General features: G+C 36.9%; 6 protein-coding genes and 1 tRNA gene. 4 read left to right on the forward strand and 3 right to left on the reverse strand.

The features are described 5' to 3' along the window. Positions 1–290 precede the first annotated feature (290 nt). From M983_RS02575 to M983_RS02590, 4 genes are all read left to right on the forward strand, one after another. A tRNA-Asn gene (locus M983_RS02575) sits at positions 291–366 on the forward strand. Positions 367–553: 187 nt separating this feature from the next. After that, a complete protein-coding gene (gene pyrC, locus M983_RS02580) occupies positions 554–1606 on the forward strand; it encodes a dihydroorotase (RefSeq protein ID WP_066746593.1) in 1053 nt (350 codons plus the stop codon). Between the two features lie 205 nt (positions 1607–1811). Continuing rightward, positions 1812–2066: a biofilm formation regulator BssS gene (bssS, locus tag M983_RS02585; protein ID WP_066746599.1), complete on the forward strand. Its 255-nt coding sequence runs from the start codon at positions 1812–1814 to the stop codon at positions 2064–2066. Positions 2067–2346: 280 nt separating this feature from the next. Next, on the forward strand, positions 2347–2949 hold the full coding sequence (locus tag M983_RS02590) for a response regulator transcription factor (protein WP_066746601.1): 603 nt from the start codon (positions 2347–2349) through the stop codon (positions 2947–2949). A gap of 367 nt (positions 2950–3316) precedes the next feature. Here the strand turns inward: M983_RS02590 and ttrA are convergent, their stop codons facing one another. From ttrA to ttrB, 3 genes are all read right to left on the reverse strand, one after another. Beyond that, positions 3317–6397 carry a tetrathionate reductase subunit TtrA gene (ttrA, locus tag M983_RS02595; protein ID WP_066746604.1) on the reverse strand — a complete coding sequence of 1027 codons (3081 nt, stop codon included), beginning with the start codon at positions 6395–6397 and terminating at the stop codon, positions 3317–3319. Then, positions 6390–7418, reverse strand: a complete 1029-nt coding sequence (ttrC, locus tag M983_RS02600) for a tetrathionate reductase subunit TtrC (protein WP_066746607.1) — start codon at positions 7416–7418, stop codon at positions 6390–6392. Before ttrC ends, ttrA begins: the two co-directional genes overlap by 8 nt. Next, the coding region (gene ttrB / locus M983_RS02605; protein ID WP_074388135.1) for a tetrathionate reductase subunit TtrB at positions 7415–8122 on the reverse strand (708 nt) is incomplete at its 5' end. The genes ttrB and ttrC, both read right to left, overlap by 4 nt.

Raw genomic sequence — 8122 nt, forward strand, 5'->3', positions numbered from 1 at the left:
AACTATGGAGGAGCCAAATTTAAAAGCCCGCTACTTTTATCTAAGTTAGCGGGCTTTTGCTATATACTATATATACTCTGAAAATGACGGTTATAACGCCTATCTTTCTTTTTCTTAAAATATTCCCATTTATTAACCTAATTATTTTTTATTCATATATCATCATCATTTTATAAAAAATGTCTTTAAACTAGCCAAATTGCTGTTTATCTATGCATTTGAACGAATATTCTTGATTGGGCTTTGACATCTTAATTTTACCACTATATTATACCCGCCAATTGAGATGTTCCTCCATAGTTCAGTTGGTAGAACGGCGGACTGTTAATCCGTATGTCACTGGTTCGAGTCCAGTTGGAGGAGCCATTTTCTTTCTGTGTCACCCCTCTTAACCTTTTGATTTTATTCTCTGTTTTTCCTTACACACAATAAAAAATATTTGATTAAATGATAGCTATTTAATCATTTTCGTTCTAATATTTCATCCCGGCTTGACTACTTGATAGTCCAATCCCGCATCTTTCGATTTTCCTAAGACTTACGGAGCCGGTAAATGACCACAGCACACCCTATCTCTATCACTATTCGTCGTCCTGATGATTGGCATGCTCATTTTCGTGATGACAATATGTTAAAAACCGTCGTTCCTTATACCAGCCGTTATTTTGGTAGAGCGATAGTTATGCCAAATCTTGTACCGCCTGTTACTACAATAGAAGCTGCAAAAGCTTATCGCGAACGAATTTTAGCGGCTATCCCAACCGGCACTTCATTTGAACCTTTAATGACTTGTTATCTTACCGATAGCACATCACCATCAGAGGTAGAACAAGGTTTTTTACAAGGTGTTTTTACTGCCTGTAAACTTTATCCTGCAAATGCAACCACGAATTCAAGCCATGGTGTTTCTGACATCACGAAAATTTATCCTATCTTAGCGGTAATGGAAAAAATCGGAATGCCTTTGCTTATTCATGGCGAAGTGACAGCATCTGATATTGATATTTTTGATAGAGAGGCGCGTTTTATTGATAGTGTTATGAACCCAGTTCGTAAACAATTTCCTGAACTTAAAATTGTTTTTGAACATATCACCACAAAAGAAGCCGCTCAATACGTGTTAGAAGGTAATGAATTCCTCGGTGCCACTATTACACCACAACATTTAATGTTTAATCGTAACCATATGTTAGTCGGTGGCGTAAAGCCTCATTTATATTGTCTGCCAATTTTAAAACGCAATATTCATCAAGAAGCACTAAGACAAGCTGTTGCATCAGGCAGTTCTCGATTTTTCTTAGGTACTGACTCAGCGCCACACTTACAACATCGTAAAGAATCTTCATGTGGTTGTGCGGGGGTTTTTAATGCACCTACAGCACTTGCCGCTTATGCGACTGTATTTAAAGAACTCAACGCATTAGCACATTTTGAGGCGTTCTGTTCCCTAAATGGGCCTCGTTTTTACAATCTACCTGTTAATGAAGGAACACTAACATTAACAGAAAAAGAAGTTTTCGCACCTGCAAAAATAGAATGTGGAGATGAAGCATTAATTCCATTTTTAGCAAATGAAAATATTCATTGGGAAATCACTGTCAATTAATCGAAAGCCTTGATACTATCCCTAAATGCACCATATATATTTTATTGTTAGTGAATGGTGCATTTTTCTTTATCAAAATTCGAATGCTTTTTTGTTTTAGTACAAATTTATCTTTTTTATCATGATAAATCTCGTATACTGAAAAGTAACCACCTTGTGGGAACTTCTCTCTTAGTCAAAACCTGTTGTATGATTAGGAGGTATCATGAGTACAAAAAATGAAGTTATTCAGACACATCCTGTTGTTGGTTGGGACATAAGTACTGTTGATATCTATGATGCAATGATGTTGCGTCTACATTATCTTCCTGAAAATGAACATCAACCAGAAAATGCTGTTGTTGATAAAACAATGTGGCTTACAACAGACATAGCAAAGCAACTGATTCATATTCTTCAAGCTGGTATTGATAAAATAGAATCATCAGAAGAAATTGTTTCAAAAAAGTCTAAGCATTAAAAGAAAATTGAAAGCTAAAGAACGTAAGCAGGAGTACTATGTACTCCTGTTCTTATTTATTTTATAAATCAAATAATCTAATAGAAAACAATCATTGATTTGTTAAATTTTATTTAAATTATTACCATTGTAATAAATAATCATGCTTTTTATATTATCATTTATAATATTGTTTTTATTCGATATATCTTTAAAAAAAAGATATATAAGCCGAATTGACAGAAAGCCTTGTTATCTTTATTTTAATAAATAACAATCAGGGCAAACAAGGAAGTTATTTGTGAAAGTACTTATTATTGATGAATGCTTTTTTACTCGTAATGGTATTAAACATTATTTCTTAAAAAAGAATGTGAGACATGAAATTATAGATATTACATCTATTGAAAAGGCAAATGATTATATTAATGAAACCATGCCTGATATTATATTTATTAACCTGACAAAATATTGCCGTGAAATAACGCATAGTAAGAGCTTACAATATTTCTTTTTACTCACAAAAAATTGTCGTCTTTATCTTTATCTTGATGCGAATTATCCAGACAAAGAACGCCCTGTCGCACTAACAAACAACTGTTTTATCTTACCTAAAAAGGTACTTCCTTGGGTTTTAGATAAAACATCAGCTCTTATCTCGCGTTGCCAAGTTTATTTTCCTACTTATAATCATTCACTATGTTCTATTTTTAGCTCACAGGAACAAAAAATAATTAATTATTGGATGAACGAAATCCCCAATCATCAAATAGCAAAAAAATTAAAAATAAGCAACAGCACCGTTTATTCCCACAAACGGCACATAACAGAAAAAATTAATGTAAAAAATAGAATTGAATTATTTTTCATATACAACATAATCAAGTATATTTATGATAAATAATTAAAGTGAAATTTCAACTTATAATTAATAAACATAAATTTATTTATTACTTATAGTAATCTATTCGTAATTATGTATGTTTATTATTTTAAAATAGAATTTATAAAATCTATATTTTCATCTATCTTAAACACGTTTTTTGGAATAAGCATGCCTTGACATATTTAATAAATAAAAAAATAATGTAACCTGAGTGGGTATTTGCGTCATTTATAACTTATTAATAAATATTCATATACTATAATACATTTTTCTCATGTATTCTTATGATTGTTAGTTCTCACTTTTTTCACTCTCTCTATTTTTAATATTTTTTATTTCAAAATAAAAAGAGTGAAATAATCACAATCATGACAAATAAAGTCATTTAAGCAATACGCTCTATTTTAGCCGGTAACCCTTGACGAACTGCAGCACCAGAAACCCAATCTAACCAAGTATTAGCGACCGCTCTTGTGGGATCAGCAAACCCTAAATCATTAAGATTGATACCGTTACCTATACTTTTATCTACAGATAAAGGTCGTTCATCTAAATAATGCTGACGAGCGCCTAATTCATGATGTCCATAACCATGTTCAATCGCCAATACACCTGGCATCACACCGGAAAGTAAACTAATCTCAGCCTCTACTTGACCACCAGGCGTTATAATCCGCACTTTATCACCGTGATTGATTCCCCATTTTTGACCATCTAGTGGATTAATCGCGACAAGATTAGTCGGTTTCACCATTCTTAAACGTGGGATCATCCCCGTTGAACTACTTATCATATGTGATTTAAATGACATCAATTTTAATGGCCACTGCTTTTGTGGATAAAACTCATGAATATCACTGCCATTAGATAAACGAGGTGGATAATAAGTTGGGCATCCACTATAGCGCTCACCTGTTATCGCATGATGATTTTTTGCAACTTCTTCATTCCAAATTTGTAATGGTTTTTTCCATTGAGGACCTGTTTTATCCCCGTCCCACGCTTTCTCATAAGGTGCAAAACGTCCACCTCGTGTATAAATATAAGCAACACGAAGCACTTCTTCCTTTTTCAAGGTTGATTTAATTTTAGGCAAAATAGCATCAACACCACTCAATAAAATATCTTCATTTGTAGCAATTGAAACAGGTTTTTCACCTATAAATGCCATATTAGCGGCGACACGTAAGTAGTAATCCTCTGCACTATTAATAGGATAAAAATTACCTTCCATATCTTCAATCGCGTCATCACCAAAACCAGGTAAATTAAGCACTTTAGCAACAGCTATACAAAATGTTTCCATTGAGATAGGTTGACCTTCACTTGTTTTTGCAACACGAGGTTCAACAATAGGCCAACGTGCTGTACTGGCTTTGACTTGCACACCTGACCACGGCGCACTAAATCCCCAACTTTCAAAATTATGTGTATCAGGCACTATATAATCAGCGAGTGCGGTCGTTTCATTCATAAAGGCATCAATGCCAATGATAAGAGGTAAATGTTTAGGATCTTTTAAACGCGTTTCCATTACTTGACGCATACCTGCTACACCATAAACAGGGTTTGTCATATTCGTTATCCACGCTTTTAACGAATAAGGATATCCTTCTAGCGCTGAGCCTAACTGCTCAGTTAATTGGCCAGCAGCAAACGGGTACCAAGGCGCTTTAGCAGGGTACGGTTGTTCGCCATTCTCGACACGTAATCGATATTCATCAGATTTTTCATAAGCCATTTTACTGCGAGATAATACCATCCCTTGTGGTTTTACTTTTCCTTTAAAGCTATCCATTTTGTAGCAAGGCCCGTCTGTTGCGCCATTGAACTTACCACCACCAACAGATACTCCGCCTTTAAGGTTTAAATTACCGATTAACGCATTCAGCATGATGACACTCCATGCTGTATAAAAACCATTACCGCCCATCATGCCACCATGAGAAATAACAGCAGCTTTTCGTCCATAAGCAGTAAATTCACGCGCTAGTGCAATAATAGTCGATTCAGGTACTTTGCAGCGTTCACTATATTCAGCTAATGTCATTCGTTTTGCAGCTTCATTAAGTAGCTGAAAACTTGATTTAACGGTAACGCTTTCGCCTGATTTTAATGTCACTACATCAATCGCAAATAATTGTGCTTTATCAAGCTGTGTTGCTGGTAATAATTGACCGTCAATTGATAAAACAAGATTTTGCTCTTTTCCTTCAACAACATCGGTAAGATGTGCTGTTGTTAACATTTGACCCGATAATGGATGTTTATCATCACTGATGACAAGATGGGTTGCATTAGTCCAGCTTTTTTCACCCATATTTTCCATTGCGATTTCACTAGGAACTGATAAATACTCTGCATTGTAGCGTTGATTTTCTATGATCCAGCGGATCATCCCCATCACTAAAGCCGCATCAGTGCCCGGTTGTACTGGTATCCAATGTCCATGATCATTCGCTAGCGTTGTCGTTAAAGGTAATGCAGGTGCCACTACGGCATAATGAAAAGAATCTCGAGTACGGGCATTAGCCAATTGACGGGCTTGGCGTTTAAACGGATTACCGGATTGAGCGGGTGAGGTTCCTAAAAATAGTGCAAATTCGACATAATCCCAATCAGGTTTTACATGCGCATTTTTATCTAAATCATTCATTAATGCGCCAGATCCTGCTCGATAAGCTAATCCACAATAAGAACCGTGAGCGCCAAAATTTTTACTACCAAATGCATTTTGTGCAAAACGACGGATAAATGTATCTCTACCATCATCACCGGCATTCGTAACTAACAATTGATTTGCTTTAGGGCCTAATGAAGGCTGTTTAGGATCAATTAGCGTTTCTAAATCGCGTATCGCACGTAAACCATCAACATGACCTTCACCAAATAAATCACCACCTTCACTCACTTCGTGAATTAGTTGCTCAAAGCTAATACGTTTCCATTTGCCTTCACCTCGTTTACCTACTCGTTTCATTGGTTCCAAAATACGAGTTGGACTATCAAGGCTTTCCATCATGGTTGCACCACGCGCGCAGGCTGTAGATCGATGTTCTAAACCACTTTCTCCACCCATTTTTTCAAATGCGGTTTTTATTGGCATGTTATAAGCAAAATGATGATCGTGAGATAAAGGATGATAAGGATTACCTGCAATGCGCAATACTTTATTATTCGCTCGATCAACACGAGCACGAACACCACATTGTGTCCAGCATCCAAAACATTGTGTCATACAAACTGCTTGCTCTGTATTGGGTTGCCAAGTTGTATTTTTAGTAACTTTGCCTTCAGGTAACAGCGAATTCCCATTAATTCTATCTAATGTGACTTTACCTGATGAGCCATCAAGAAGGCCATCTACAGCGCGTTTAGCCACATCACGATAACTTGTCGCAAATACTGCAATACCACCAATAACTAACCCACCTTTAAGCCATTGACGTCTTGTAAACTTAGCCATGTTGCACTCTCCTAACGACCCAACGAACGCTTTCTCTTAATAAAATAGTTAAAGCTATCCACAGAGCAAAAGTCCCGACAATAGCCATTAATCCATCATTGCCTAATGTAAATTCATAAGGATTTGTAATAATGTTATATTTCGGAATATATTGACTGCCCATTAACATTAACCAACGCAATACCCAAGCAAGTCCCATCGAAATAAACGCCATTGCAGTAATGAATGCCACTGAGCGTGCCTGTTTCGCCATTAATATTCCCATCGCCATACTGATACACCATAAAATCGCCACACCTATCGCACTCCACCAGCCTAGACTCCCCATTACTAATTGTTGTCTAATCGCCTCACCTGATAGGGTGTTACCTGTAATCCAAAACCCCATACATACAGCTAATAGAATAAGTGAACTCACAAACCACATTGATAACTCACGTTGATGAACAGGTTCACGACGAGTGCCCAAAGCAAGTAATGTAGGTACAACTTGCATTGCGCTAAAAAATAATAAGATAGGTAACCAATAGGTATATAAAACAGGCCTTGCTTTTAAAATAGAGGCCTCACGCCCCGTATAAAGCAATAATCCAATAGCAGTTAATGAACAAGCTAATGCAATCCAGCGCGTCAATTTATATTCACGTTTCCAAATTAAGCGAACAATAATGGCAAGAAAGTAAGTGAGGCTAAATACAGAAAATAAAGGGAGTAATAATGAACCCCATGCCATCCAAGACCATGGTGTTGGGTAGGCATAAAAATGCCAAACTCGTGCAGTTTGATGTAAATCAGCAGTAAGTGCTAAAGGTGCAGTAATACCTGCCGTGACTGCAATAAACACCGCAACTGCTTCTAAACGATGATTGCCTGAGTTACCTTTCCAGCATTGTAAGCAAGCGAATAATGTTGCACCGCAAGCAATACCAATAAAAAAGAAATATTGAACAGCCCAAGGTAACCAAAAATATTCTTGAGGAATTGCGATAACTTCTTGAATTTGAGAAATTGGCATCATCATATATGCGCCTCCTGCCATAATGCGGGTTGCCCCTGGCCTAATAAAGGTTGTACAAACGCATCATCTAACCCAAGATAAAATACATGAGGTACTGTGCCACTTTCTGGTTTTAAGACTTTTAGCTCTTTTTCATAAGTCCGTATCATCTTACTAATCGTGCTATTTGGATCTTTCATATCACCAATAATACGAGCACCACCGACACAAGATTCAACACAAGCAGGAAGTAGCCCCGCCTCTAAGCGATGAGCACAGAACGTACATTTATCTGCTGTTTGTGTTGAATGATTAATAAAACGCGCATCATAAGGGCAAGCTTGCACACAATAAGCACATCCCACGCAACGTTCATTATCAATGACAACAATGCCATCTTTGCGTTGAAAAGTTGCTTGAACAGGACAAACAGGCACACAAGGCGGTTCATCACAGTGATTGCATAATCTTGGTAATAAGACGTTAGTTATCTCATCCTGCCCCTTGATAGCGACTTGATATTGGTTTACTGTCGTCCTAAATTGACCTTGGGGTGTTTGATTTTCGATAGCGCAGCTCACAGTGCAAGATTGACACCCCACACAACGACGTAAATCAATTAGCATGCCATAACGTTTATCTTCAGCGCCTTCGCGACGCTCTGGTGACAATTTAATGCCTGCTTCTGCCAAAGGCATGATTGATGCGCCAGCAGTCAGGATCCCTAA

The sequence above is a fragment of the Proteus myxofaciens ATCC 19692 genome, from assembly GCF_001654855.1.
Lineage (GTDB): Bacteria > Pseudomonadota > Gammaproteobacteria > Enterobacterales > Enterobacteriaceae > Proteus > Proteus myxofaciens.